Origin of the sequence: Streptomyces bluensis, from assembly GCF_014650715.1 — a bacterium.
Taxonomy (GTDB): domain Bacteria; phylum Actinomycetota; class Actinomycetes; order Streptomycetales; family Streptomycetaceae; genus Streptomyces; species Streptomyces bluensis.
On the sequence record NZ_BMVM01000002.1, the window covers coordinates 162902 to 187739 of the forward strand.

Annotated in this window: 21 protein-coding genes and 1 pseudogene; 8 read left to right on the forward strand and 14 right to left on the reverse strand. The window is 70.6% G+C overall.

Annotation, left to right across the window (positions count from 1 at the left end; all coding sequences use genetic code 11):
- Positions 1 to 640 precede the first annotated feature (640 nt).
- Together IE262_RS05910 and IE262_RS05915 are read left to right on the forward strand one after the other, a co-directional pair.
- Positions 641 to 1771 carry an asparaginase gene (locus tag IE262_RS05910; RefSeq protein ID WP_229877123.1) on the forward strand — a complete coding sequence of 377 codons (1131 nt, stop codon included), beginning with the start codon at positions 641 to 643 and terminating at the stop codon, positions 1769 to 1771.
- A 124-nt stretch (positions 1772 to 1895) separates the two neighbouring features.
- Complete coding sequence (locus IE262_RS05915) at positions 1896 to 2309, forward strand: RidA family protein (RefSeq protein ID WP_189871849.1); 414 nt, start codon at positions 1896 to 1898, stop codon at positions 2307 to 2309.
- A 45-nt stretch (positions 2310 to 2354) separates the two neighbouring features.
- On the opposite strand, the gene IE262_RS05920 is transcribed toward IE262_RS05915, so the two are convergent.
- Complete coding sequence (locus IE262_RS05920) at positions 2355 to 3098, reverse strand: aspartate/glutamate racemase family protein (RefSeq protein WP_189871851.1); 744 nt, start codon at positions 3096 to 3098, stop codon at positions 2355 to 2357.
- A gap of 2 nt (positions 3099 to 3100) precedes the next feature.
- A pseudogene (locus IE262_RS05925) lies at positions 3101 to 4574 on the reverse strand (NCS1 family nucleobase:cation symporter-1).
- Between the two features lie 186 nt (positions 4575 to 4760).
- On the opposite strand from IE262_RS05925, the gene IE262_RS05930 reads away from it, so the two are divergent.
- Positions 4761 to 5510 (forward strand): GntR family transcriptional regulator, encoded by a 750-nt coding sequence (locus IE262_RS05930; RefSeq protein ID WP_229877124.1) that lies wholly within the window; start codon positions 4761 to 4763, stop codon positions 5508 to 5510.
- 161 nt (positions 5511 to 5671) lie between these two features.
- On the opposite strand, the gene pip is transcribed toward IE262_RS05930, so the two are convergent.
- Together pip and IE262_RS05940 are read right to left on the reverse strand one after the other, a co-directional pair.
- Positions 5672 to 6640 (reverse strand): prolyl aminopeptidase, encoded by a 969-nt coding sequence (gene pip, locus IE262_RS05935; protein WP_189871853.1) that lies wholly within the window; start codon positions 6638 to 6640, stop codon positions 5672 to 5674.
- 129 nt (positions 6641 to 6769) lie between these two features.
- A complete protein-coding gene (locus IE262_RS05940) occupies positions 6770 to 7489 on the reverse strand; it encodes a uracil-DNA glycosylase (RefSeq protein ID WP_189871855.1) in 720 nt (239 codons plus the stop codon).
- 99 nt (positions 7490 to 7588) lie between these two features.
- Between IE262_RS05940 and IE262_RS05945 the strand changes: the two genes are divergently transcribed.
- The gene (locus IE262_RS05945; RefSeq protein ID WP_189871857.1) at positions 7589 to 8134 is read left to right on the forward strand and encodes an RNA-binding S4 domain-containing protein; all 546 of its coding nucleotides are present in this window, start codon (positions 7589 to 7591) and stop codon (positions 8132 to 8134) included.
- A 258-nt stretch (positions 8135 to 8392) separates the two neighbouring features.
- On the opposite strand, the gene IE262_RS05950 is transcribed toward IE262_RS05945, so the two are convergent.
- The gene (locus IE262_RS05950; protein ID WP_229877125.1) at positions 8393 to 9085 is read right to left on the reverse strand and encodes a class I SAM-dependent methyltransferase; all 693 of its coding nucleotides are present in this window, start codon (positions 9083 to 9085) and stop codon (positions 8393 to 8395) included.
- A 181-nt stretch (positions 9086 to 9266) separates the two neighbouring features.
- On the opposite strand from IE262_RS05950, the gene IE262_RS05955 reads away from it, so the two are divergent.
- The gene (locus IE262_RS05955) at positions 9267 to 9533 is read left to right on the forward strand and encodes a DUF6343 family protein (RefSeq protein ID WP_134032856.1); all 267 of its coding nucleotides are present in this window, start codon (positions 9267 to 9269) and stop codon (positions 9531 to 9533) included.
- Between the two features lie 18 nt (positions 9534 to 9551).
- On the opposite strand, the gene IE262_RS05960 is transcribed toward IE262_RS05955, so the two are convergent.
- From IE262_RS05960 to rpsA, 4 genes are all read right to left on the reverse strand, one after another.
- Positions 9552 to 9932 carry a tetratricopeptide repeat protein gene (locus tag IE262_RS05960; RefSeq protein ID WP_189871859.1) on the reverse strand — a complete coding sequence of 127 codons (381 nt, stop codon included), beginning with the start codon at positions 9930 to 9932 and terminating at the stop codon, positions 9552 to 9554.
- Between the two features lie 50 nt (positions 9933 to 9982).
- Positions 9983 to 10609, reverse strand: coding sequence for a dephospho-CoA kinase (coaE, locus tag IE262_RS05965; protein WP_189871861.1), 627 nt, complete (start codon positions 10607 to 10609; stop codon positions 9983 to 9985).
- Between the two features lie 134 nt (positions 10610 to 10743).
- A complete protein-coding gene (locus IE262_RS05970) occupies positions 10744 to 11685 on the reverse strand; it encodes a PAC2 family protein (RefSeq protein WP_134032847.1) in 942 nt (313 codons plus the stop codon).
- 433 nt (positions 11686 to 12118) lie between these two features.
- Positions 12119 to 13609 (reverse strand): 30S ribosomal protein S1, encoded by a 1491-nt coding sequence (gene rpsA, locus IE262_RS05975; protein ID WP_134032844.1) that lies wholly within the window; start codon positions 13607 to 13609, stop codon positions 12119 to 12121.
- A gap of 385 nt (positions 13610 to 13994) precedes the next feature.
- On the opposite strand from rpsA, the gene IE262_RS05980 reads away from it, so the two are divergent.
- Positions 13995 to 14825 (forward strand): class I SAM-dependent methyltransferase, encoded by an 831-nt coding sequence (locus IE262_RS05980; protein WP_189872824.1) that lies wholly within the window; start codon positions 13995 to 13997, stop codon positions 14823 to 14825.
- 61 nt (positions 14826 to 14886) lie between these two features.
- Complete coding sequence (gene hrpB, locus IE262_RS05985) at positions 14887 to 17406, forward strand: ATP-dependent helicase HrpB (RefSeq protein ID WP_189871863.1); 2520 nt, start codon at positions 14887 to 14889, stop codon at positions 17404 to 17406.
- Here hrpB and pgfA read toward each other — a convergent pair.
- From pgfA to IE262_RS06000, 3 genes are all read right to left on the reverse strand, one after another.
- Positions 17396 to 18388: a cell envelope lipid trafficking protein PgfA gene (pgfA, locus tag IE262_RS05990; RefSeq protein ID WP_189871865.1), complete on the reverse strand. Its 993-nt coding sequence runs from the start codon at positions 18386 to 18388 to the stop codon at positions 17396 to 17398. The two genes, hrpB and pgfA, sit on opposite strands and share 11 nt — an antisense overlap.
- A gap of 21 nt (positions 18389 to 18409) precedes the next feature.
- On the reverse strand, positions 18410 to 18544 hold the full coding sequence (locus IE262_RS05995) for an SPW_0924 family protein (RefSeq protein ID WP_134032833.1): 135 nt from the start codon (positions 18542 to 18544) through the stop codon (positions 18410 to 18412).
- Positions 18545 to 18703: 159 nt separating this feature from the next.
- Complete coding sequence (locus tag IE262_RS06000; protein WP_189871867.1) at positions 18704 to 20464, reverse strand: lytic transglycosylase domain-containing protein; 1761 nt, start codon at positions 20462 to 20464, stop codon at positions 18704 to 18706.
- Between the two features lie 307 nt (positions 20465 to 20771).
- Between IE262_RS06000 and IE262_RS06005 the strand changes: the two genes are divergently transcribed.
- Positions 20772 to 21632: a DUF4184 family protein gene (locus IE262_RS06005; protein ID WP_189871869.1), complete on the forward strand. Its 861-nt coding sequence runs from the start codon at positions 20772 to 20774 to the stop codon at positions 21630 to 21632.
- A 29-nt stretch (positions 21633 to 21661) separates the two neighbouring features.
- On the opposite strand, the gene IE262_RS06010 is transcribed toward IE262_RS06005, so the two are convergent.
- Complete coding sequence (locus IE262_RS06010) at positions 21662 to 21868, reverse strand: hypothetical protein (protein WP_189871870.1); 207 nt, start codon at positions 21866 to 21868, stop codon at positions 21662 to 21664.
- Between the two features lie 205 nt (positions 21869 to 22073).
- Positions 22074 to 24800 carry a DNA polymerase I gene (gene polA / locus IE262_RS06015; RefSeq protein ID WP_134032821.1) on the reverse strand — a complete coding sequence of 909 codons (2727 nt, stop codon included), beginning with the start codon at positions 24798 to 24800 and terminating at the stop codon, positions 22074 to 22076.
- Positions 24801 to 24838 lie beyond the last annotated feature (38 nt).

Consider the following 24838-nt stretch of genomic DNA (forward strand, 5'->3'; position numbering starts at 1 on the left):
ACGGTAACTTGCGACCCTCGTTGCGCGAGCCAATAAATCACGCTCAGCCGGCGTGACTCCGCCACCCGGCCGATTGTCAGTGGTGCGCGCTTCACTGAGAGATGCCGTCACACAGCGTGATGGCCCCAGGTGTTGAGTGCTGCTGTGCTACGGGGGAGATGGCCATGGGTGGTTATGAGGAGGACGGGCGGCGTTACGTGTCGCTCACCGGGCTGCGGGCGCGCGGGCGTGTTGCGGCGGTGGCAGGAGGAGGTGCTGCCCCGCCCTGGTGAAGTGTGCGGTGCACTCTTCGGCGGAACCGGGCGGTTGGTGTGAGGGCATCCCTACGCTCCGGGCTCATGAAAAATGATCAAGCCCTGCGCGTACACGAATACACGAACGTCTGGCGGCCTCCCCTCTGCTCTGCCCTGTCACCTTCGGTGAAGGCCGCCTGTTCGGGCTCTGAGAGAACGACGACTGACACGTGCATGCAATGCGCAGGAAAAACCCACTTCTTACGGTCGCGGACGGACGGCAGCGGACGGAAGCCCGAATGAGGGACGCACCCATGAGGGACACCCGGTGACAGACGGTCTGGATCAGTCACCACCGTCAGCCGCCGGCCTCTTCGCACCATGTCAACTCATGAGGGATACCGAACGTGAGAATCGCCCATCGCACCGCCGCTCTGCTCAGTACGTTCGCCATGGCCGCCGTGGCGGCGTTGTCGAGCGCGAGTGCACAGCCTGGCAACGGGAACGGAAACCTGCCCGAGGTGGCGGTGATCGGCACCGGAGGCACGATCTCCGGCGTCAGTACGGACCGTGTGTCGTTCCAGGACTACCAGTCGGGCAAGCTCACCATCTCAAAGATGGTGGACGAGTTGCGGCCCGAGATGGACGGGCTCGCGAAGGTCACCACGCAACAGTTCGGGAACAAGGGATCGAGCGGCTACTCGATAGCCGACTACCGCAAGCTCACCGCCTCGGTGGACGCCGCGTTGAAGAAGAGCGACGCGGTGGTGGTGACGACGGGCACGGACACCATGGAGGAGTTCGCGTACTGGCTCGACCTCACCGTGCGCAGCGACAAGCCCATCGTCCTGACCGGGTCCATGCGCCCGTGGACCGTCATCGGCACCGACGCGCCCGCCAACCTCTACAACGCGATCAAGCTGGCCGCGAGCCGCAAGACCAAGTGCTACGGCACCGTCGTGATGCTGAACGACGAGGTCCAGGCCGCACGTGAGGTCCGCAAGACCGACGCGCTCCGCATGGACACGTTCACCAGCGGCTCCTCCGGTCGGCTCGGTGTCATCGACCAGGACAACATCCGCCTGAACCGGGCGCCGGCCCGCGTCGAGTCGTGCGGCAGGTCGAGTTGGCCCACGCCCTTCGACCTGGACCGGATCGCCAAGGACGGCAAGGCGCTGCCCAAGGTCGAGATCGCGTACTCGTACCAGGACGCGGGCGGCGAGGCGGTCAAGGCCTTCGCGGACGCCGGAGCGGACGGGATCGTCACCGCGGGCACCGGTGCCGGTGGCATCTCGCCCGCGATGTCGACGGCACGCACGGAGGCCGTCAAGAAGGGCGTCATCTTCGCCTCGACCACCCGCACCGGCTCCGGCGCGGTGTACGGCTCGACGAGCACCACGGGCGTCATCGGCGCCGAGGACCTGACCCCGCAGAAGGCCAGGCTCCTGCTGCTCCTCTCGCTCGCCGCGACGGACGACGAGAAGCAGATACGCGAGTGGTTCGCGACGCTGGGAACGGCGCAGTTCACCGAGGGGTGACGAGGGAGGAGGCAGGTCGTGCGTGGCGGCCGCGTGGCTGGACGAAATGCTGGACGAAATTCGGATGCGACGGTGTCACAGGGCTCGCATGATCGGAAAAATCGATCCACCCCTGGGAGTTTCCATGATTCAGCGCGTCACCGTCCCCAGCCTCTTCCCGCCGCCCGTCTACTCCCACGCGTCCGTCGTCGAGGCGGGGACGAAGCTGGCGTTCCTGGCCGGTTCCGTCCCCCTCGACGCCGACGGGAACCTGGTCGGCGCGGGCGATCCCGTGCGGCAGGCCGAGCAGGTCCTCGCGAACCTCGGCGAACAACTGCACGCGGTCGGCAGTGACTTCGCGCACGTCGTGTCGACGGACGTGTACGTCGTGAGCGGCGAGCCGACGGTCCTCTCCGCGGTCTGGGAGGTCGTCGAGGCGTCCGGTCTCCGCACCGGTCCGCACTCCTCGACCCTGCTCGGCGTGGCCTGCCTCGGCTACACGGGCCAACTCGTGGAGATCACGGCGACCGCGGTCGTGCCCGAGCACGCCGAGGAGTGACCGGGTCCTCCCCAGGAGCCGACCCCTGAACTCGCCGGCGGCTCCTCAGTCGCCGGCACACCCGATGTGCCCAGTGTGCCCGTTGCGCCCCCAAGTCCGCCGCTTCGGCAGCGGCTTGGCATAGCTCCCCACCCGGCTGGTGGTGAGCCCGAGTGTCACCAGCGACTCGGCGAGCTTCACGGCCGCGCCCACCCCGTCGACGACGGGGAGGCCCAGCTTCTCCCCGACCGTCCGCTGGAGCCCGGTCATCCCCGCGCAGCCGAGCACGAGGACTTCGGCACCCGCCTCACGCGCCCGTTCGGCGGCGGCCACGAACGCCTCCTCCGTGCGCCTGCCGTCCCCCAGGTCGAGGACGCCGAGCCCGGTGCCGACCACGGCGGCGCAGTTCCGCCCCACCCCGGCCGTCTCCAGGCTGTCCTCGATCTGCCCGCAGGACCGCTCCAGTGTGGTGACGACCCCGTAACGCCTTCCGAGCAGGCACGCGAAGTGGGCGGCGGCCTCGGTGATGTCAACGACGGGCACGTCCACGAGCTCCCGTGCGCCCTCGCGTCCGTGCTCACCGAACCCGGCCATGACGACGGCGTCGTACGGCACTTCGTACGTCCGCAGCAAATCGAGGACGGCGGCGGCCGAGAGGTAACTGTCCAGCCAGCCTTCCGCGGACTCGGGTCCCCAGTCCGGGGTCAGTCCGGTCACGGTGGTGCCCGGGCCTGCGGCGGCCCGGGCACCTCGTACGATCTCCTCGGTCATCTCCTGCGTGGTGTTGCAGTTGGTGACGACGATGCGCACACTCAGCCTTCCGTGGTGGCGGGCTCGGCGGCGGCAGACACATCGGCCGCGGCGCGCTCCGGGCGGCAGAGCAGGGCGTACAGTCCGGCGGCCAGGGCTGTTCCGATGAACCAGGAGTACGGGGCGACGGCGCTGAAGTCCTTCACCAGCGCGAGCACCGCCGACACCACCGCGGCCGGCAGAAACGCCCACAGGGCCTTGGGGTTGACGCCCTTGCGGTAGTAGTAGCGGGAGCCGGGCTCGGCGTTGAAGAGTTCATCGACGTCGATACGGCCGCGCTTGACCCAGAAGTAGTCGAGCATGATCACGCCGAACAGGGGGCCGAGGAAGGCGCCGAGGCCACCGAGGAAGTAGTTGACGACGGTGGGATTGGAGAAGAGATTCCACGGGGTCACGACCAGCGCGGCGACCGTGCTGATCATGCCGCCGACCTTGAACGTGATCTTCTGCGGCCAGACGTTGGCGAGGTCGTACGCGGGCGAGACGAAGTTGGCGACGATGTTGACGCCCATGGTGGCGATGGCGAAGGTCAGGGCGGCCAGGACCAGCACCCAGGTGTTGCCGACCTTGGCGACGAGTTCCGCCGGGTCGGTGATGGCCTCGCCGAACACCTCCAGCGAGCCGGCCGTGACGATGACCGACACGACCACGAAGGCCGTGGAGTTGATGGGCAGGCCCCAGAAGTTGCCCCGCTTCACGGTCCGGTAGTCGGGCGCGAAGCGCGAGAAGTCGCAGAAGTTGAGCATCAGGGTGCCGTACGTGGCGAGGATCAGCCCGATCGCGCCGAACCACTGCCGCCACTGCTCACCAACGGAGACCGGGTGCGGGGTCGACGTCAGCGAGATGGTCCAGCCGGCCTTGGCCAGGATCCACACGGCGAGGGCGATCATCACGATCCAGATCGCCGGCCCGCAGAAGTCCTGGAACTTCCGCACCGACTCCATGCCCTGGCTGATGATCAGCGCCTGAATGATCCAGAGGGAGATGAAGGAGACCCAGCCGAGCGCGTCCAGCCCCAGGAAGGAGCTGTGCGTCCAGGACTCCAGGCCCGGCCAGGCCGCCAGCAGCATCACGTTGACGGCGACGGACGCGAGGTACGTACCACATGATGGCGATGACAGCCCTGATCAGCGCCGGGATGTTGGCGCCCCAGACGCCGAAGCTGATGCGACTGATGACGGGGAAGGGCACACCGTGTCGCTGGCCTATCCGTCCCATCCGGTTCATGCCGATGTAGATGAGCACGAAGCCGACGAGCAGGGACGTGAAAACCTGCCACACGTTCATACCGAGTACCAGCAGGCCCGCGGCGAACGTGTAGTTGCCGAGGTTGTGGACGTCCGACATCCACATCGCGAAGAGGTCGAAGACCTTCCAGTTGCGCTTGCCCGCGGGCGCGAGGTCTTCGTTGGTGAGCCGGGGATCGGGGACGAATGCGGCTGTGCCGCTTGCTTGGGCCGGGTCGGCGAGGGACACGGGGCCTCCATGAGCGAGGGGGACCAGGAGGACTGGCTGTGGAGTGCTGCTTGCGGGGACCGTTTTCGAGGAGCTGACCGTGCGCGAATTTTGGTATACCAAACTCCGTCATGGTGCACCCGTCAACAGTTCCGACCGGTATCGCTCCTGTTACCGCTTCGTAAATCAGCCCCGGAGTCGACGAAGATGGGGTCCATGACGAAGGTCGAACCCCTGGGCGCCGTGCGGGAACGTGTCCTGGCGAACCTGCGGCAGGAGATCATCGCGGGCCGCCTCCGCCCCGGTGACCGACTCGTCGAACGGGAGCTGGCCGACCGCTTCGGGGTCTCCCGCGTCCCGGTCCGCGAAGCGATCCGCGCACTGGTCGGCGAGGGGTTCGTCCACTTCGAGACACCGCGCCGCACGGTCGTCCGCCGCCTCACCGCGAACGACGTGCAGGAACTCTTCGAACTGCGCGAGGCACTGGAGGTCTACGCCGCCGGACTCGCCGCGGCACGCGCGACACCCGAGGACCTGGCCGAGGTCCAGGAACTCCTCGACCTGGCGGCCGCCGCGACGGAGTCGGGGGACGCCGAGACGATCACCGACGTCAACAGCCGCCTCCACGACCGCATCGTGGCGATGGCGGGCAACCATCTGCTGGTCGCCTCCCTGGAACCCGTCGCGGGCCGCCTGCGCTGGATGACCCGCCGGAACGAAGAATGGCCCCAACTCCTCGTCGAACATCGCGAGTTGTACGAGGCCATCGCCTCCGGCGACCCGGCACGGGCCCGGGCACACGCGCTGGCCCACGTGCGGACGAACTACCGGTCGACGATGCGGCATCTCTTCGGCACGGAACTCGACGGCGACGGTCACACGGCCGAGGACGACGACCGTCACGCGCGGGGCGAAGGTGGCGCGGGCGCGGAGCCCGGCCCGGAAGGAGAACGGTGACCACTCGTACGGTGATCGGCGCCGCCCAGACATCGTGGTCGTCCAGCCGTCGGGTGAAGGGCGAAGGCGTGGCGGCCGCTGACGTTGCAGTTCGTGCAGTCGGCGGGCGAACGGGCACCCGCCCGCCGGTAGCGTGAGGTGCTCCTCAAACGCGGCAGCGGTCAAACACCCCGGGCCGCGTACCTGTCCGTGGCCGCCACCAGTGCGTCCACCATGCCCGGCGCGCCCGCGTTGTGCCCGACCTCATCGATGAGGACCAACTCGCTGCCGGGCCAGCCCTGGTGGAGAAGCCACACGGTGCCGAGGAGGTTGCCGGGGTCGAGGCTGCCCTGGACGATGGTGCCGGGGATGTCTTTCAGGAGCGGCGCGTCCCGCAGGACCACGCCTTCCTCGTTGCCCTCGCCGAGGAAGTGGTCATTGCCCCAGTAGTGCGTGACCGTGCGGGCGAAGCCCATGCGGTACACCGGGTCCTCGAAGTCAGGGATCGAACGCGGCGGGGCGGGTGCCATGGCCGTCTCCCAGTCGGTCCAGGCCCGTGCCGCCCTCGCCCGCACCTCGGGGTCGGGCGACTCGATCAGCCGGTTGTACGCCGCCGCCAGGTTCCCGTCGCGCTCGCCCTCGGGCAACTCGGCGACGAACCGTTCGAAGGCCTCGGGGTAGAACTGCCCGAGCCCCCTGGTCATCAGGGCCACCTCGCGATTGGCTCCGGTCCCCACTGCGGTCAGGACCAGTTCGGACACGGCACCGGGGTGCGTCTGCGCATAGCGCAGTCCGAGCACCGACCCCCACGACACACCCCACACCAGCCATCGCTCGATCCCCAGGTGCTGTCGCAGCCGCTCCAGGTCGGCGATGACGTGCGGCGTCGTGTTGACGCTCATGTCGGTGTCGTACGCGCTCGCGTGCGGCGTGGACCGCCCGCAGCCGCGCTGGTCCAGCAGGACCACGCGATACGCGTCCGGGTCGACATAGCGCCGGAAGTAGGGGTTGCTGCCCGTACCGGGTCCGCCGTGCAGCATCACTGCGGGCTTGCCCCGCGGATTGCCGCAGACCTCCCAGTACACGTGGTTGCCGTCGCCCACGTCGAGCATGCCCTGGTCGTACGGTTCGATCTCCGGATACAGGCCCATCGCAAGAGCCTAAATGCCGGGGGTCAGCGTCAGCAGCCCGATATTTCGCGGGTACGGGGCCGCGTTTCACGATTCAGGGATCCCATTTCCGGGTCCGGGGCCGCCGCCACGGCTCGTGCGGCACCGCCGCTACCGCTTGGACGGCATGGTGGGCAGCCCCGCGCAGTCGGCCGCCGTCCGCAGGACGTCCCGCACCATCGCGGGGGTGAGTCGGCCCGTGAACGTGTTGCGCTGGCTGACGTGGAAGCAACCGAAGACGTCCAGCGGGCGCGGGCGTCCGTCCAGCATGATCCGTGCCCCGTGCTTGAAGGCGGGTCGTGGCCGGGGCACGTCCCATCCGGCGCCGGCGAGCGCCAGCAGCACGGCCTGCCAGCCGAAGGCCCCGAGCACCACGACGGCCCGCAGCGTCGGCCGCAGCAACTCCAGCTCACTGATCATCCATGGGCGGCAGGCGTCCCGCTCCCTCGGTGTCGGCCGGTTGGCGGGCGGGGCGCAGTGCACAGGTGAGGTGATCCGCACTCCGTACAGCTCCAGGCCGTCGTCGGCGCTCACCGCGGTCCCGCGTGACGCCAGTCCCACATCGTGCAGCGCCGCGTACAGCACGTCCCCCGACCGGTCGCCGGTGAACATCCGTCCCGTCCGGTTCCCCCCGTGCGCTGCGGGTGCGAGGCCCACGATCAGCAAGGACGCGTCAGCCGGCCCGAACCCGGGCACCGGTCGCCCCCAGTACGTCCACTCGGCGAAGGTGGCCCGCTTCGTGCGGGCCACCTCTTCCCGCCACGCGACCAGCCGCGGGCACGCCCTGCACCCGGTGATCCGCGCGTCGAGTTCGGCCAGGCCGCTGTCCATGCCTCCACGGTACGGCCGGTGGTCGGCGAACCCGGTGACGGCGGCGTACAGGCCAAAATCCCGCCGAGCGGCATGCCCTCCGGCGTTAAGGTCGGAGACATGGCTTCTGAGGGTGCGGACGAGAACACGAGCGCCGCGGGTGCGGAAGGCGCGTCCGGCGAGCGGAGTGCGCGCGGCTCGGCCGACGCCGCGGCTGCCGCCGAGGCCGCTCGCCCGGCGAGTGGCGAGAGCGTGCGGATCGACAGCTGGATCTGGTCCGTCCGCCTCGTGAAAACCCGCTCGATGGGTGCTGCCGCCTGCCGCGGAGGGCATGTCCGCGTGAACGGCGAACGCGTCAAGCCCGCCTACTCGGTCCGTGTCGGCGACGAAGTACGGCTGCGTCACGCGGGCCGCGAGCGGATCGTCGTCGTGAAACGCCTGATCCGGAAGCGGGTCGGCGCCCCGGTCGCGGTGGAGTGCTACGTCGACAACAGCCCACCGCCCCCGCCCCGCGAGGCCATGGCGCCCGCCGGTATCCGCGACCGCGGCACGGGCCGCCCCACCAAGCGCGACCGCCGCGAGATCGAACGCCTCCGCGCCCTGAGCGGACCGGGCCCACTCGGCGGCCGAGGCAGCGGACCGGCCGGCTCCCCCGGACCCCGCTGATCGGGGACCGGCCACCCCGGAGGCCTCGCGGAGCGCACACATGCACCCGCACCGGCACCGGCACCCACGAACCGTCGGGCGCCCCAGCTCACCCGGAGGCCCCCGACGCAGCACGTCCCGGCAGAGCCGGGCTACCGCGCGCCCGGCAGTCAAACCCTGTGCCAGGCCAGCCGCACCAGCCCGGCCGTGTGGTGACGGCGGGCCCAGGCGGTCAGAGCGACCGGGACGACCGACCGAGGCCTTCATAGACCAGCGGCGCTACCCCACCGGCACCGCCTTCACCCAGATCCCGTCCTCCGTCACATACCGGTCCACCCTCAGCCCCGCTTCCTCCAGCGCCTCCTCGAACTGTTCCCTGGTCAGTGGTCGTGCCCGGAACGTCTGGGTCCAGACGGCGTCCGGGAAGACGTACTCCACGTGCACCGAGTTCACCCCGTCCCCCGCCGGCTCGGACGACAGGATTCGCACGGTGAAACCGCTGGGATCGACCCGCTCGCGGGGCACGTTCGTGTGGTAGTCCTCTCCCTCACGCTGGATGAGCACGAAGCCGTCGTCCGCGACGTGCCGCAGACAGGTCCTGAGCATCCCCCGCCGCACCTCGTCGTCCCCGTTGTGCACGAGGAACGACGCGAGCAGCACCACATCGAACTTCTCGCCCAGGTCGAGCTTCTCAACCGGGCTGCATATCGTGCGGGCCCCACGCACCCGCTCCAGCATCTCCGCCGACTCGTCCACGGCCGTGACGGTGAATCCCCGCTCCAGGAGCGGGTGGGTCATCCGGCCCACCCCGCTGCCCAGTTCGAGAATGTGCGCCCCGGCGGGCGCCACGCCGGCGATCACCTCCGGTTCTTCCCCCACCGGCAGGCGCGAATAGAGCTCGACCGCGCAACCGTCCGGAGTGATCGCTCCGGGTCCGGTCCCCTCGTACCCCTCACGCATCTGAATGGTCATGCCCGTTCAACGGACCGGTTCCGCCCGCCCGTTCCCCCAGATGGTCACCCGATAGAGTGAATCCGTTCGGTGTGATCCGCCCCCGAAACCGAACGCCATCGTCTCCCCGCCCGATCGGGCGCCGTCTCCTGGAGATCAGGCCGGTCGAAGAGTACGTTTCCGAGTAGGAGCAGTGATCCGGATGCGTACGGGCAGTGAACCGATGACAGCGCGCAGTGCCCTGCGGCTGCGCCTCTGGCTGAGTGTGTGGGGGCTGATCTGGGCGATCGTGGGGACCGTCGCGTTCTCGCTCGTGGGACGGCCCGGCTGGGCGATCGCCTGCGGTGTGCTGTGGCTGATCGTCAGCGTCGACCTCACCATGATCGTGCGACACATCCGCCAGGGTCCGCACTACCAGCCCGGCCGCGACGTACCGCCCTACCGGCCTCCGGAGCACCACCACCGCTAGGGCGACGTCAGGTCGCCGTCACGCGTCGAAACGTGCCGCTTCCAGGTACTCGGGGTTCGGATCGAGTGCCGCCGCGAGACGGAAGTGACGCTTGGCCGGGTCCGGCCGGCTCTGGCGCTGATAGGTGCGGGCGAGCGCGAAGTGCGCGAACGCGTTGTCCGGCTCGCGCTCCAGGACGATCGTGAACTCCAGTTCGGCGGGCCGCAGCTGCGCGGCGGCGAAGAAGGCACGCGCGCGCAGCAGCCGGGCCGCCGTGTTCTCCGGGTGTACGGCGATGACTCCGTCGAGCAGCTTCACCGCACCCCGTGGGTCGCCGGCCGCCAGCAGCTGCTCGGCGGCGCGGAAGTCGATGACGTGCGTCTCCGGAGTACGTCCGCTGGAACCGCTGTTCTCGGGCACGGCTGATCCCTTCCCTTGCTGCCACGGTTCAACGCCCTCGTGGAGGGGCGCTATTCCTGGGACGGCTGCCGTGGCTCCCGCTCCCGCGCCCTGCGGGCGAGCTCGGTCCATACGTCCTGTACGCGCAGCCGCAGCTCCTCCAGGGGTACGTCATTGTCGATCACGATGTCCGCGACCTCCAGGCGCTTCTCGCGGGTCGCCTGGGCGGCCATGCGGGCACGGGCGTCCTGCTCGGTCATGCCGCGCAGGCGTACCAGCCGGTCGAGCTGGGTCTCGGGACTCGTATCGACGACGACCACGAGGTCGTACAGCGGGGCGAGTCCGTTCTCGGCGAGGAGCGGGACGTCGTGGACCACGACCGCGTCCTCGGGGGCGGCTGCTTCGAGTTCGCGGGACCGTGCGCCCACGAGGGGGTGCACGATCGCGTTCAGCACGGCGAGCCGCTCCGCGTCCGCGAAGACGATGGAGCCGAGCCGGGGGCGGTCGAGGCTGCCGTCCGGGGCGAGCACGTCCTCGCCGAACGCGTCGACGACCGCCGCCAGCCCGGGAGTTCCGGGCGCGACGACCTCACGTGCGATGCGGTCCGCGTCGATCAGCACGGCACCGCACTCGACGAGCAGCCGCGACACCTCGCTCTTGCCGGTGCCGATACCCCCGGTCAGACCAACGGACAGCATGACCGCGCCTCCCCACACGAACCCCGCGTCGGCGGGGGCGAATCACCGGCTCCGGTGCCGCCGGTCAAGCCCACCGGACAACCCCCGCGTCGGCCGGGGAGATGCGGGGCGCGGCTCCCGGCCAGCCTATCCGGTCAGCCGCCGTCGCCCTCCCGCTCCGCCAGGAACTTCTCGAACTCGCGGCCGATCTCGTCCGCGGAGGGGATGTCGGCGGGCTCGGCCAGCATGTTGCCGCGTGTCTCGGCGCCCGCGGCGGCGTCGTACTGGTGCTCAAGGCCCTGGACCAGCGAGACGAGCTCCTCGTCGCCCTCGCGGATCTGCCGGTCGATCTCGGTCTGCGTGCGGTACGCCTCCGTGCGCAGGGCGTGAGCGACGCCGGGCAGCACCAGGCCGGTCGCTCCGGTGATGGCCTCCAGGACCGTCAGCGCGGCGTCCGGGTACGCGGAGCGGGCGATGTAGTGCGGCACGTGCGCGGCGACGCCCAGGACGTCGTGCCCGGCTTCCATGAGGCGGTACTCGACGAGGGACTCCGCGCTGCCGGGGACCTGCGCCTCCTCGAAGGGGCTGCGGTGGCCGGGGACGAGCTCGACGCGGTTGCCGTGCGGGGTGAGGCCCACGGGACGGGTGTGCGGGACGCCCATGGGGATGCCGTGGAAGTTCACCGACAGTCGGACGCCGAGCCGCTCCACGATCTGCTGGACGGCCGCGGCGAAGCGCTCCCATTCGACGTCGGGCTCGGGGCCGGACAGCAGCAGGAAGGGCGCACCGGTGGCGTCCTGCACGAGCCGCACGTCCAGCGTGGGCTCCTCGTAGCCCGTCCAGCGGTCGCGCTTGAACGTCAGCAGCGGGCGGCGGGCGCGGTAGTCCACCAGGCGGTCGTGGTCGAATCGGGCCACGACCTGGTGGGGCAGCGAGCCGAGAAGCCGGTCGACGATCTGGTCGCCGGTCTCGCCCGCGTCGATGTATCCGTCGAAGTGGTAGAGCATGACAAGACCGGCCGATTCCTGGGCGAGCGCCATGTCGACGACTGCCAGGCCTTTCGGCTCCCATGCGTACAAACCCTGCGGATCAAGCACTGTGACCGCTCCTCCTCGTGTCCGTACTGCACAACGTAGGGCGAGGTGCGGGCATTCCCGCCCGCACCCGTCAGGCCCTCGTCTCAGAGGCTTTTCATCCGTACGGGGGACGGGACCGTGTCCGGAAGAGCCACTGGGCGGACATCGATGAGCCTCTCCTTGTTGTCGGCGTTGTCGGCGTTGTCGGCATTGCCGGCCCGTCAACTCACCGTCCAGGGCGCCCTTGTCGGTGGCCTTGGCGAGCAACTCGGCGACATGGCCGTACACATCGGCCTTGGCCGTCCGGTAACGCATCGGCTTTGTCATGCCGGTCGCCTCGTTGAAGAGGTAAGCGTCCGCCTCCGCGCTGGGCTCACGGCGCACAACAGACTCAGGGCCCGCACCCCACTGGGTACGGGCCCTGATTCAGCGGTTACCGCCTAGCGGTGAGCACTCAGCTCTGGCCGCCGGCGAGCTTCTCGCGGAGCGCGGCCAGGGCCTCGTCCGACGCGAGGGCGCCGGAGTTGTCCGGACCCTCCGAGGAGTACGAACCACCGGACGCGGCCGGAGCGGCGGCCTCGCCACCCTCGGCAGCGGCCTGCGCGTCCGCCTCGCGGGACTTGATGACCTGCTGCTGGTGCTGCTCGAAGCGGGTCTGCGCCTCGGCGTACTGGCGCTCCCACTCCTCGCGCTGCTTCTCGTAGCCTTCGAGCCAGTCGTTGGTCTCGGGGTCGAAGCCCTCGGGGTAGATGTAGTTGCCCTGGTCGTCGTAGGACGCGGCCATGCCGTACAGGGTCGGGTCGAACTCGACCGCGGCCGGGTCGGCACCGAAGGACTCGTTGGCCTGCTTCAGCGACAGCGAGATCCGGCGACGCTCCAGGTCGATGTCGATGACCTTGACGAAGATCTCGTCGTTGACCTGGACGACCTGCTCCGGGATCTCCACGTGGCGCTCGGCCAGCTCGGAGATGTGGACCAGGCCCTCGATGCCCTCGTCCACGCGGACGAACGCACCGAACGGAACCAGCTTCGTGACCTTGCCGGGCACGACCTGGCCGATCTGGTGCGTACGGGCGAACTGCTGCCACGGGTCTTCCTGGGTCGCCTTCAGCGACAGGGAGACGCGCTCGCGGTCCATGTCCACGTCGAGGACCTCGACGGTGACCTCCTGGCCCACCTCGACGACCTCGGACGGGTGGTCGATGTGCTTCCAGGACAGCTCGGAGACGTGGACCAGACCGTCGACGCCGCCCAGGTCCACGAAGGCACCGAAGTTGACGATCGAGGAGACCACACCGGAGCGGACCTGACCCTTCTGAAGGGTCGTGAGGAACGTCTGACGGACCTCGGACTGGGTCTGCTCCAGCCAGGCGCGGCGGGACAGGACCACGTTGTTGCGGTTCTTGTCCAGCTCGATGATCTTCGCCTCAAGCTCCTTGCCGACGTACGGCTGGAGGTCGCGGACGCGGCGCATCTCGACCAGGGAGGCCGGGAGGAAGCCACGGAGGCCGATGTCGAGGATGAGACCACCCTTGACGACCTCGATGACGGTACCGGTGACGATGCCGTCCTCTTCCTTGATCTTCTCGATGGTCCCCCAGGCACGCTCGTACTGGGCGCGCTTCTTCGAGAGGATCAGGCGGCCTTCCTTGTCCTCCTTCTGGAGGACGAGGGCCTCGATCTCGTCGCCGACGGCAACGACCTCGTTCGGGTCGACGTCGTGCTTGATCGAGAGCTCGCGGCTCGGGATGACACCTTCGGTCTTGTAACCGATGTCGAGCAGGACCTCGTCCCGGTCGACCTTCACGATGACGCCGTCGACGATGTCGCCGTCGTTGAAGTACTTGATCGTCTCGTCGATCGCGGCGAGGAAGGCTTCCTCGTTACCGATGTCGTTGACCGCTACCTGCGGGGTGGTGGCGGTGGTCTCGGTGCTGCTCGTCATGTGGGAAAGGGCTCCGGTACGGACATTGAAGTCGTAGGCACTGCTTACGCCGGGAGCCCGTTTCGCTCTGCAGAAGCCGGACAGCCAAGGAAGCGCCACACCGGAAATACCGGTGGCGCCTCGACAACCGAGGGGACATACAACAGATGCGAGCGCAGCCTGCTCCGTCTGAGGCGCGCAGGCCCGCAGCGCAACTTGTAGCATACGGGGGCAGCCGGGCAGGGTCAACGCACGAAGACCCACACCCGGGGCGGATCGCCCCATTCCCGGCACAGGAGCACACACGGCGGCAACCGCATGCCGTGCACCGGACGGTGTTCCGAGCCCGTGCAGGCCCGGCACGCCCCTTCCGTGACACCACCGATGCCGGTAGCAGGGACGGAAGATTACGACGAGGGAGCCGATCATCCAAGAGCTCGATGACTTCGACCCCGAGGCGACCCGGCGTGCGGCGGGAGTCGCGGAGAGTTCCCGTGCCAACCGGGGCTGGTGGGACCGGAACGCGGACGACTACCAGGTCGAGCACGGCACCTTCCTCGGGGACGACCGTTTCGTGTGGGGTCCTGAGGGCCTCGACGAGGTGGAGGCGGAGCTCCTGGGGCCGCCGGAGGACCTGAAGGGCAAGGACGTCCTGGAGATCGGCGCCGGCGCCGCCCAGTGCTCGCGCTGGCTGGGCGCGCAGGGCGCCCGTCCGGTGGCGCTGGACCTCTCCCACCGCCAGCTCCAGCACGCGCTGCGCATCGGTGGAACCTTCCCCCTGGTGCAGGCCGACGCGGGCACCCTGCCCTTCGCTGACGCGTCCTTCGACCTGGCGTGCTCGGCGTACGGCGCGCTGCCGTTCGTCGCCGACCCCGTGCTGGTGCTGCGGGAGGTGCGCCGGGTGCTGCGTCCGGGCGGCCGCTTCGTCTTCTCGGTCACTCACCCGATCCGCTGGGCGTTCCCCGACGAACCGGGCCCGGAGGGGCTGAGCGTCTCCGCCTCCTACTTCGACCGCACGCCGTACGTCGAGCAGGACCAGCAGGGCCGTGCGGTGTACGTCGAGCACCACCGCACCCTCGGCGACCGGGTGCGGGACATCGCGGTATCCGGTTTCCGCCTGGTCGACCTGGTCGAGCCGGAGTGGCCCGCCTGGAACACCGCCGAGTGGGGCGGCTGGTCCCCGCTGCGCGGGCACCTGATCCCGGGGACGGCCATCTTCGTGTGCGAACGCGACTGAGCCGAACCGAGCCGCACGCGCGCGTGGAGGGCGGCTTTGACGGCCGTACGACACTTGGGGCGTGATCCGTTACGACGCCCTGGACGCGCTGCCCGTACGACGTGCCCTGCCCGAGCTGAGCGACGCTCTGGAGGGGCACGGCTCCGCCGTTCTGGTGGCGCCGCCCGGCACCGGGAAGACCACCCTCGTTCCGCTGGTGCTGGCCGGTCTGGTGGGTGACGGGCCCGCACGGGGTGTCGTCGTCGCCGAGCCGCGCCGTATCGCGGCACGGGCAGCGGCACGGCGGATGGCATGGCTGCTCGGGGAGAAGGTCGGCGAGAGCGTCGGGTACAGCGTGCGCGGCGAGCGGGTGGTGGGGCCACGCGCGCGTGTGGAGGTCGTCACGACGGGCTTGCTGCTGCAGCGGTTGCAGCGCGACCAGGAACTGGCGGGCGTGGACGTCGTGGTGCTCGACGAGTGCCATGAGCGGCATCTGGACGCGGACACGGTGGCGGCGTTCCTGCTGGACGTACGGGCCGCGCTCCGCCCCGAGCTGCGTCTGGTGGCCGCGTCCGCCACGACCGACGCGCAGGGCTGGGCCCGGCTGCTGGGCGACGCGCCGGTGGTGGAGGCGGAGGGCGTCTCGCACCCGGTGGAGGTCGTGTGGGCGCCACCGGTGCGTCCCGTGCGGCCGCCGCACGGCATGCGTGTGGACCCGGCGCTGCTGACGCATGTGGCGTCGGTGGTGCGGCGGGCGCTGGTGGAGCGGGAGGGCGATGTCCTGTGTTTCCTCCCCGGGGTCGGGGAGATCGCGCGCGTGGCCGGGGAATTGGGGGACCTGGAGGGCGGCATCGAGGTGCTCCAGGTGCACGGGCGGGCGTCCGCGGCCGTTCAGGATGCCGTGCTGTCGCCCGGGGTGCGCCGCCGGGTGGTGCTGGCCACGTCCGTGGCCGAGTCGTCGCTGACGGTTCCGGGCGTGCGGGTGGTGGTGGACTCCGGGCTGGCGCGGGAGCCGCGGGTGGACCACGCGCGCGGGCTCAGCGCTCTGACGACCGTACGGGCCTCTCAGGCGGCCGGGCGCCAGCGGGCGGGGCGTGCCGGGCGCGAGGCTCCGGGCGCCGCGTACCGCTGCTGGGCGGAGGCCGAGAACATGCGTCTGCCGCGGTTTCCCGCGCCCGAGATCAAACTGGCCGATCTCACCACGTTCGCCCTCCAGGCGGCCTGCTGGGGCGATCCGGACGCTGCCGGGCTGGCGTTGCCCGACCCGCCGCCGGGCGGGGCGATGGCGGCGGCACGGGACGTCCTGTCGGGGATCGGGGCCGTGGACCAGGACGGGCGGGTCACGGAGCGCGGCGTGCGGATGTCCCGGCTCGGGCTGCACCCGCGGCTGGCGCGGGCGCTGCTGGACGCGGCATCCGAGGTCGGCGTGGACCGGGCGGCCGAGGTCGTCGCCCTGCTCAGCGAGGAGGCGCCGCGCGAGTACGGCGACGATCTGGCCGCGGCGCTGCGGACGGCCCGGCGTGGCGGTGACGCGTACGCGGGGCGCTGGCGGGCGGAGACGCGGCGGCTCCGGGCCGCGGCGGCGGACGTGTTCCGGGGGTCCGGGCCCGCGGCCGGCCCCGCGCTCACGGACGACGCCGCCGTCGGGCTCGTGGCGGCGTTCGCGTTTCCCGAGCGGGTGGCCAGGGCGCAGGGCGGGTCGTACGTCATGGTCTCCGGGACGCGGGCGGACGTCGGGGACGGCTCGTCCCTGCGTGGTCTCCCGTGGCTGGCTGTCGCCGTCGCGGACCGGCCGGTCGGCTCCGGGCACGCGCGCGTGCGGCTCGCCGCCGCGGTGGACGAGGAGGTGGCCCGGCGCGCGGCGGCGCCGCTGCGTGCCGTCGGCGAGGAGGTTCGCTGGGCCGACGGGGACGTCGTCGCTCGGCGGGTCGAGCGGCTGGGGGCGGTGGAGTTGGCGGTGCGCCCCCTCAGGGACGCCGACCCCGGGCTCGTACGGGCGGCGCTGCTCGACGGGCTGCGGGAGGAGGGGTTCGGGCTGCTGCGGTGGTCCCCGGACGCCGAGCGGCTGCGGCAGAGGCTCGCGTTTCTCCGGCTGCACCTGGGCGAGCCGTGGCCCGAGGTCTCCGACGACGCCCTCCACGCGCGCGTGGAGGAGTGGTTGGAGCCGGAGCTGAGCCGTGCCCGGCGTCGCGGCGATCTGGCGCGGGTGGACGCCGGGGAGGCACTGGGACGGTTGCTGCCGTGGGCCTCCGGCGATGCCGTTCGACTCGACGAGCTCGCCCCGGAGCGGATCACCGTACCGAGTGGGTCGAGAATCCGGATCGACTACGCGGACCCCGAACGGCCTGTGCTGGCCGTAAAGTTGCAGGAGATGTTCGGACTCCACGAGTCGCCCGCGCCGGCCGGTGTCCCGGTCCTCGTGCATCTCCTCTCCCCCGCCGGACGGCCCGCTGCGGTCACCGCCGATCTCGCGTCCTTCTGGAAGGACGGGTACAGGGCCGTGCGGGCGGAGTTGCGCGGCCGGTACCCGAAGCATCCGTGGCCCGAGGACCCGGCGACCGCCGAGCCGACCCGGTACACGAACGCGCGGCTCAGGCGCTGACCGGCTGCGGCGCCGCGGTTTCCGAGGGCTCCGGTTCCCCGCGGCCGCGACCGCGGGCCTCCAGGTACAGGGAGAGCGACAGCAGCAGGACACCGAGGGTGAGGAAGCCCCACGGCAGGTACGAGGTCATCAGCAGCACCAGCGTCCGGTTGGACTCGACCAGGTCCGCGGTCGACCTGATGTAGTCCTCGCGCATCTTCACGTGCCCGGCGAAGGCCGTCACCTTCTCGCGGCCTCCCAGGAGTGTGCCGCCGCGGAGTTCCTCCTTGTGGATCTCCTCGCCGTACACGGGGGCGCCGGTGAGGGGCTCGACCCAGAACTTGCGGACGGTGGTGTACCAGCGGGTCGTGCCCGTCCTCGCGACCGACTCCGGGGTGATGCCCTGGACGGGCATGGTCTTGGGGAAGGGCACCTTGGTCCAGGGGATGGTCTGCTCGAAGTAGTAGACCTCGATGCCGCGGAAGTCCTGGGTGCCCTTGTAGTGGATGGGCGCGGTGACCCGTGCCTGGGCGTCGAAGTACTCGTAGTCCCGTTTCTCCGTGAGGAACGGCCACTTGAATTCCAGGCCCTCGCGTTTCACCGGGTCGCCGTCGACCATCTCGCTCTTGGTGTGCACCGGTTCCTGGGTGTGGGCGTCGAAGACGTAGCGTTCGGGGACCTTGGAGACCATCGCACCGTCCGGGCCCTGCACGTAGGAGAGCCCGTCCCAGACGACGACGTCCCGGCCGGCCGTCTTCTCGATCTTCTCGGAGGCCTCCACGTTGCCCTTGAGGGTCTGCACGATGGTGACCTTGGGGACCTTCTTCGCCCTCATCGTGCCGTAGTCGAGGAGGGTCGCGTCCTTCGCCTCCAGGACCATGTCCTGGTACTGGTTGGCCGGGATCTTGGCCAGGCGCGGGAAGGCGTACCAGCGCACCAGGGGGGACAGCGCCGCGAAGAACACGGCGAGGGCGAGCAGAATCAGGCTGGTCCTGCGGCGCATCTCGGCCTCCGTCCCGGGGAGTTACGGGTGTGCGGGCACCGTCGTCAGCAGCGGCTTCGGTGAGGTCCCGCCCGTCGGTGAGCCCATCGCCGTGATCGCGAACACCAGGGCGAGCGCGAGGGCGAGACCGGTCGCGGCGGCGGCAAGAGCGCGCATGCGAACCTCCCGGCGGACACGAAGCGATATCCGACTGATACACCGTCAGCGCGGGCACCGTAGCAACGGCCGGGCGAGATGAGAACACGTCGCACACACAGCGACGGCGCTCCTCTTCGTGGAGGAGCGCCGTCGCTGTGGTGACCGTCGTGGCCGGGGTTACGCGCTGGGGCTGGGCGACGCCGACTCGGCCGCCGCGACCTTCAGCTCGACCGTGAGCGTCGCGCCGCCCGTGGTCGTGATGCGGAGCAGGAACGTGCCGGACGTGTCGTCGGCGTACAGCTTCGGGAGCTTCAGCAGGCCGTCCTTGTCGGTGGTGAGGTCCGTGAGGGTGCGGACGGTCTTGCCGTCGGCGTCCTTGAAGTACGGGCCCTTGTCGTTCTCGGCCGGGTTGAACACCGACTTGATGAGCGTGGCGGTGGCCGCGACACCGTCGGCGACCCCGCCCTTGTATGTGGCCTTCACCTCGACCTGCTCGGCGAACTCGCCGCCCGGGACGCAGGTCAGCGCGGTGTCGGTGGTGCGGGCGAGGGCGTCGGCCTGGCGGGCGGTGACGGTCGCCTTGAAGTCCAGGCCGGGCACCTCGCGGCCCACGACGGTGGCGCGGACCGTGAAGCCGCCGGTCTTCTCGCCGGCCTGCAGCGGGGGCGCGGTGGCCGTGCCGGCGCTGTCGGTGACGACCGTGGCGACACTCTCGCCACCGGTGAACGTGGCGTCCGTGTCGCCGACGACGGTGAAGCGGACCCTGACCTTCGCCACGGCCTGGCCGGCCTTGGTCTCGGTGCGGACGGCGACCTTCCCGGCGAACGCGTCGCCGGCCATGGCCGTGAGCGTCCCGGTGCCCGCGTTCTCCAGGTGATCCACCGTGTCGGTGGGCGTGGGCGGTGTCGTGCTCGGGGGTGTGGTGGCGGGGGGTGTGGTGCCGGGGGGTGTGCTCGGCGGGGCGGGAGTGCCGGAATCTTCGCCGCCCGTACCCGGGTTGCCGGGCGGCTCGGGGGTGTCCGCGCTGTCCTTGGGAGGCGTCGGCTTCTGCGTGCCCCTCGGCGACGGGCTGGGGTTGGTGCTCGACCCGGAGGTGCCGCCGTCGCTCGGGTTCCGGGGCAGCGTGCCGGTGCCGTCCGGGACCTCGTGGGTGCCCTTGCGGTAGTACTCCAGCCACGACAGCACTGTGTTCAGGTAGTGCGTCGAGTTGTTGTAGCTGAGGATCGCGCGCCTGAGGTCCCTCTGGTCGGACAGGTCCCAGTCGAACCGGCACAGGTAGTTGCCGGCCGCGAGGGCCGCGTCGTAGATGTTGTTGGGGTCCTTGCGGCCGTCGCCGTTGCCGTCGCGGCCCGCCCACTCCCAGGTGGACGGGATGAACTGCATCGGGCCGACCGCCCGGTCATAGGTGCTGTCGCCGTCGTACGCGCCGTTGTCGGTGTCGCGGATGTTGGCGAACTGGCCGCCGTTGAGGACCGGGCCGAGGATCTTCGAGTACGTCGTGCCGTCGTCGTCGACACGGCCGCCGCGGGCCTGGCCCGACTCGACCTTGCCGATGGCGGCGAGGAGCTGCCAGGGCAGGTTGCAGCCCGGCTTGGACTCGCGCAGGGCCGCTTCGGCCTTCTTGTAGGCGTCGAGGACGGTCGCGGGGATGCCGCGCTCGGCGCCGGCCGTGCTGTCCGGGGTGTCGCCGTCCGTGCCGGGCGTGGCCGTGGGGCTGTCGAGGGGCGGGAGGTCCGTGTAGTAGCGCGAGTTGCCGGTCGCGGTGTCGTCGGCGCCGGACGCGGCGTCGGGCGCCGATGCGTCCGTGGCCTGTCGTCTGCCGGCGCTGTCGGTGGTCACTCCCGGTGCCTGGGAGGCGGCCAGTGCCGCGACCGCGATCGCGGCAACCGTGGTGGTCGCCGCTCCCTTGCGCAGCCTCTTGCCGAATTGCGCCGACATCGAGTGAATCCCTCCCGCGGACGTTGGTCTTCGCGTTCCCTGTGGTGCCGTGTGTCAGGACTGTCGACGTCCCTCTTCGGTTGCTCTGCCACCGGTGTTCGATCGCCTTCCCCGCACCGGGGCCCAGGCGACCCTACGACAACTTCCGCCGCGGGGGCACCCGTTCGTGCCCGTTATTCACCGGTTGGCCATATCCGTTCCACCGGGATCGGATGCCCTGGGGGCGGGCGGCGCCGTGTCGCGCATACTGGCGGGCAGTGATCGCCGGTCCGGGGCGCCCGGCCAATACCAGTCACAGGGGGACTACTTGCCCTTCACGCTCAGCCACGCGGCCGCCGTCCTGCCCGCCGTGCGTCTCGACGGGGCCGGGCGTGGGCCGCTGGTGCCCTCGCTGCTCGTCGCCGGTTCGTTCGCGCCCGACATGACCTATTACGCGGCGGGTGTGCTGCCCGGAGCGATGGAGTTCGGGGACTTCACCCACTCCTTCACGGGGGTTCTCACCGTGGACGTCCTCGTCACCTGGGCCCTGGTGGGGGTGTGGCTGGTCCTGCGCGAACCGCTGGTGGCCCTGCTGCCCCGGGGGCGGCAGGGCCGGGTGGCGGCGCTGGTGGGGTGCGGGACGGGTCGGACGGGACACGAACGGCTGGGCGGGCGTCCACGCCCATCCGAGGTGGCGTGGTGGTACGTCTCGGCGGCTCTCGGCGCGCTGACGCATGTCGTCTGGGACGCGTTCACGCACCTCGACCGGTGGGGGACGCGGCTGTTGCCGGTGCTGGGGCAGGAGATCGCGGGTTCGCCGCTCTACTGGTACCTGCAGTACGGCGGCTCGGCCGTGGCCGCGGCCGTGATCCTGGTCTTCGTGCTACTGGCCCTGCGCCGACAGCCGGATCGAGGACCCGTGGGCGTGCCCGCGCTGTCCGTGGCGGACCGCTGGGTGGCCGGGATCGTGATCGGGGGATGCACAGTGGCGGCCGCGGCGCAGCGGGTGACCCGGTGGTGGGAGTACTGGGGTTCCATCGCCAAGCCGTACGAGGCGATTCCCCCCCTGTGCTTCGGCGCCGGAGCGGGGCTCGCACTCGGGCTGGTGCTGTACGGGGTCGGGGTCAGGGTGTGGCGCCCGCTGCCCGCGTCCTCCGACGATGCCGCTGTGGAGCGCGTGGCCCGCTGAGCGCACGCCGTTCCTGGCCGGCCCCGCCCTCAGGGCCGTGGGGTTGTTCGTGAGATCGCCGTGGACGCCTGTTCGGCTGCGCGGGCGAGGTCGCGTGAGGAGCGGAAGATCGTGACGTCTTCGGGGATACGGGCTGTGCTGGCGCCGGGCGCGTAGACGGGTGCCCGTCGGAACCACGCCGAGACGAGTACGCCGACGGTCGTAGCGGTACGGCGGCGAAGCATGCGTATGCCCATGCCCGCATCCTTGCGCCGCGCGCCCGACCGGGCGCCCTGTTGGGGGCCACGTGGGTGACGGTTCCCAGGACGCCGGGTGGCTACCAGTCGGATGACGTGGGAGCGAGTTGAGGGCCCGGCACCTGGTGGTGCCGGGCCCTGGTCGCGATGATGCCGGGTGTGGCGCCGACGTCGCGCGCCAAGGCGCAGGCGGCGCTCGGATCGCTCAGTGCGCGGCGGACTCCCAGTCCGGGCCCGAGCCGACGGAGACGTCCAGCGGCGCCCTCAGACGGACGGCGCCCGCCATCTCGCGGCGGACGAGCTCCTCGGCCTTGGCGCGCTCGCCGGGGGCGATCTCCAGGACGATTTCGTCGTGGACCTGGAGGAGCATGCGGGAGGTGAGGCCCTCCTCGCGCAGCGCGCGGTCCACGTTCAGCATGGCGATCTTGACGATGTCGGCGGCCGTGCCCTGGATCGGGGCGTTCAGAGCCATGCGCTCGGCCGCCTCCCGGCGCTGGCGGTTGTCGCTGTTGAGATCGGGCAGGTAGCGCCGGCGCCCGAACAGCGTCGCCGTGTAACCCGTCGCCCGGGCCTCGTCGACCGCCCGGCGCAGGTAGTCCCGTACACCGCCGAAGCGCTCGAAGTAGGCGTCCATCAGGGCGCGGGCCTCGGCCGCCTCGATGTTCAGCTGCTGGGACAGGCCGAACGCGGACAGCCCGTACGCCAGGCCGTACGACATCGCCTTGATCTTGCGGCGCATCTCGGCGTCCACCGCCGACGGGGCGACGGCGAACACCTGCGCGGCCGCCGTGGTGTGCAGGTCCTCACCCGACGTGAACGCCTCGATCAGGCCCGCGTCCTCGGACAGGTGGGCCATCACCCGCAGTTCGATCTGGCTGTAGTCCGCCGTCATCAGGGACTCGAAGCCCTCGCCGACCACGAAGCCTCGGCGGATCGCCCTTCCCTCGTCCGTGCGGACCGGGATGTTCTGGAGGTTCGGGTCCACGGACGACAGGCGGCCCGTGGCGGCGACCGTCTGGTTGAACGTGGTGTGGATGCGGCCGTCCGCCGCGATGGTCTTGATGAGGCCCTCGACCGTGACGCGCAGCTTCGCCTGCTCGCGGTGGCGGAGCATGATGACCGGCAGTTCGTTGTCGGTCTGGGTGGCCAGCCAGGCCAGGGCGTCGGCGTCGGTCGTGTAGCCCGTCTTCGTGCGCTTCGTCTTCGGCAGGGCCAGCTCGCCGAAGAGGACCTCCTGGAGCTGCTTGGGCGAGCCCAGGTTGAACTCGTGCCCGGCCGCCGCGTGCGCCTCCTTCACGGCCTGCTGCACAGCGCCCGCGAACATCTGCTCCATGGCCTCCAGATGAGCCCTGTCCGCCGCGATGCCGTGCCGCTCCATGCGCGCCAGCAGCGCGGAGGTGGGCAGCTCGACGTCCCTCAGCAGGTCCGCCGCGCCGACCTCCTCCAGCCGCGTCCCGAACGCCTCCCCCAGGTCGAGGACCGCGCGGGCCTGCACCATCAGGGCCTCCGCCTCGGCGCCTTCGTCCGTGCCGAAGGCCAGCTGACCATCGGCCGCGGCGGCGGGGGCCAGCTCCCGGTGGAGGTACTCCAGGGACAGCGCGTCCAGGTCGAAGGAGCGGCGGCCCGGCTTGACCAGGTAGGCGGCGAGGGCGGTGTCCATCGTGACACCCTCCACGGTCCAGCCGTGCTCGGCGAAGACCCGCATCGCGCCCTTGGCGCTGTGGAGGACCTTGGGCTTGGCGGGGTCCGCCAGCCAGGCCGCCCACGCGTTCTCGTCGGCCTCGTCCAGCTGGGTCGGGTCGAACCAGGCGGCCGCTCCCCCGGCCGCGGCCAGCGCGACCTCGGCCACCGCGCCCGCGCCGAGCGTCCACGAGTCGACGGTGGCCACACCGAGGACCGCCTTGCCGTGCTCGGCGAGCCAGGGGGCGAGCTCGCCCGCGCCCAGCACCGCGCCGTCCAGCTCGACACCGCCGTCGCCGACCGGGGTGACGTCCACCTCCTCGGCCCCCGGGTCGACGGCCAGCAGCCGCTCACGCAGTGACGGGTTACGGATCTCCAGGGTGTCCAGGATCATCGCGACGGCCTTGCGGTCGTACGGCACGCGCTCCAGGTCGCCGACGGTCCTGGACAGTTCGACGGTGCGCACCATCTCCGTGAGGCGGCGGTTGAGCTTGACCGCCTCCAGGTGATCGCGGAGATTCTGCCCGGCCTTGCCCTTGACCTCCTCGACGCGCTCGACCAGCTCCGCGAACGAACCGAACTGGTTGATCCACTTCGCGGCGGTCTTCTCGCCGACGCCGGGGATGCCCGGCAGGTTGTCCGACGGGTCGCCGCGCAGCGCCGCGAAGTCGGGGTACTGCGCCGGCGTCAGCCCGTACTTCTCGAAGACCTTCTCGGGAGTGAACCGGGTGAGCTCGGAGACGCCCTTCGTCGGGTACAGCACCGTCGTGTGCTCGGAGACCAGCTGGAAGGAGTCGCGGTCGCCGGTGACGATGAGGACCTCGAAGCCCTCGGCCTCGGCCTGGGTGGCGAGCGTGGCGATGACGTCGTCCGCCTCGAAGCCGTCGACCGCGAAACGCTGGGCGCGCATCGCGTCGAGCAGCTCACCGATCAGCTCGACCTGGCCCTTGAATTCGTCCGGGGTCTTCGAGCGGTTCGCCTTGTACTCCGTGAACTCCTCGGAGCGCCAGGTCTTGCGGGAGACGTCGAACGCCACCGCGAAGTGCGTGGGCGCCTCGTCGCGCAGCGTGTTGGCCAGCATCGACGCGAAGCCGTAGATCGCGTTCGTCGGCTGGCCCGTCGCGGTGGTGAAGTTCTCCGCGGGCAGCGCGAAGAACGCGCGGTACGCCAGCGAGTGCCCGTCCATGAGCATGAGCCGGGGACGGCCGCCGCCAGGGGTGTTCTCGGTCTTCTTCGATGCTGTCTCTGCCACGCCCCCGATCCTGCCACGAGCCACTGACACTCGGCCCC